Source organism: Streptomyces sp. NPDC002795, assembly GCF_042888725.1.
In the GTDB taxonomy this organism is placed as follows: Bacteria; Actinomycetota; Actinomycetes; order Streptomycetales; family Streptomycetaceae; genus Streptomyces.
On the sequence record NZ_JBIAQB010000028.1, the window covers coordinates 1 to 1,480 of the forward strand.

The following is a 1,480-nucleotide window of genomic DNA, read 5'->3' on the forward strand; positions in this document are numbered from 1 at the left end:
GCCCATTACCGTTTTCGTGGAGCCCGGTTCGGGTTCGTGGCCTCCAGGGCCGGTAGGACTTGTTGCCCCTGTCGTTGATGATCCGGGGGGTGCTGTCGCCGGTCCTGGTGGCACCGGTTGATCGCTGATGAGAGCGTGTCCGCCGTGGGGCGGGCTGCGTAATGTGGCTGCCGACTGCCGGTGCCCTGGCGGGCCACCCGGTGTACTTCCGGGGAGGGAATGCCCGGTGACCAGCAACGACTTCACCTCTGTCGAGGTGTTCTGCGCCCTGGACGTGGGCAAGTCGGAACACCATGGAACGGCTCTGCTCGCGGACGGCCGCAAGACCTTCGACAAGCCGCTGCCCAACCGTGAACCGCAGCTGCGGGAGCTCTTTGCCCGCCTGCAACGCAAGGGGAAGGTCCTGGTCGTGGTCGACCAGCCCGCCTCCATCGGCGCGCTGCCGGTGGCCGTGGCCCGTGCCAGCGGCTGCGAAGTGGCCTATCTGCCGGGCCTGTCCATGCGACGCCTCGCCGATCTCCACCCGGGCAGGAGCAAGACCGACGCCCGCGACGCCCATGTCATCGCAGATGCCGCCCGCACCATGCCCCACCTCCTGCGAAGCGTCACCCCGGACGAAACGACCCGGGCCGAGCTGACCATGGTCCTGGGCCATGACGACGACCTCGCCGGCGATGCCACCCGCATCTCCAACCGGCTCCGCGGCCTGCTCACTTCCATCCACCCCGCACTCGAGCACGTTCTGGGACCGCGCCTGCGCCACCCAGCCGTACTCGCCCTGCTGCAGACCTTCGGTTCCCCAGCCGCACTGGCCCAGGCCGGAAGCGAGGAGATCACCCGGGTCCTGCTGGAAGCCGCGCCACGGATGCGGACCGCCCGGACGACCGCCGAACAGGTCATGACCGCACTGGCCGAACAGACCGTCCAAGTCCCCGGCACCGCCGCAGCCGGCGACATTGTCCCCGGCCTGGCCCAGACCCTGGCAGTCATCCTCAACCGCCGCGAGGTCCTCGAACAGCGCATCGCCGCCCTGCTGGGGGCCCACCCTCTCGCGAAGGTCCTGACGTCCATGCCGGGGGTCGGCGTCAGGACCGGAGCCCGCATCCTGGCCGTCGTGGGCGACGGCACCGCGTTTCCCACCGCCGCCCACCTGGCCTCCTATGCGGGCCTGGCCCCCACCACCTACCGCTCGGGCACCTCGATCCGAGGCGAAGGACCACCCCGCGGCGGCAACAAGCTCCTCAAACGGGCCCTGTTCCTCGCCTCGTTCGCCTCGCTGAGCAGCCCAGAATCTCGGGCCTACTACGACAAGAAACGCGCCGAAGGCAAACGACATAACGCCGCCCTCATCTGCCTCACCCGCCGCCGCACCGACGTCCTGCACACCATGCTCAAACACCGCACTCCCTACCAGCCGAAGTACGAGCAGGCCGCCTGACCAAGCACACAGACCTTGACCGAACAGATAGGAGCACCCCCC

At 69.1% G+C, this 1,480-nt stretch carries 1 protein-coding gene; it reads left to right on the forward strand.

Features of this window, described 5'->3' with window-relative positions:
• The first annotated feature begins 226 nt into the window (after positions 1-226).
• Positions 227-1,438 carry an IS110 family transposase gene (locus ACFYWS_RS39600; protein WP_389284629.1) on the forward strand — a complete coding sequence of 404 codons (1,212 nt, stop codon included), beginning with the start codon at positions 227-229 and terminating at the stop codon, positions 1,436-1,438.
• Positions 1,439-1,480 lie beyond the last annotated feature (42 nt).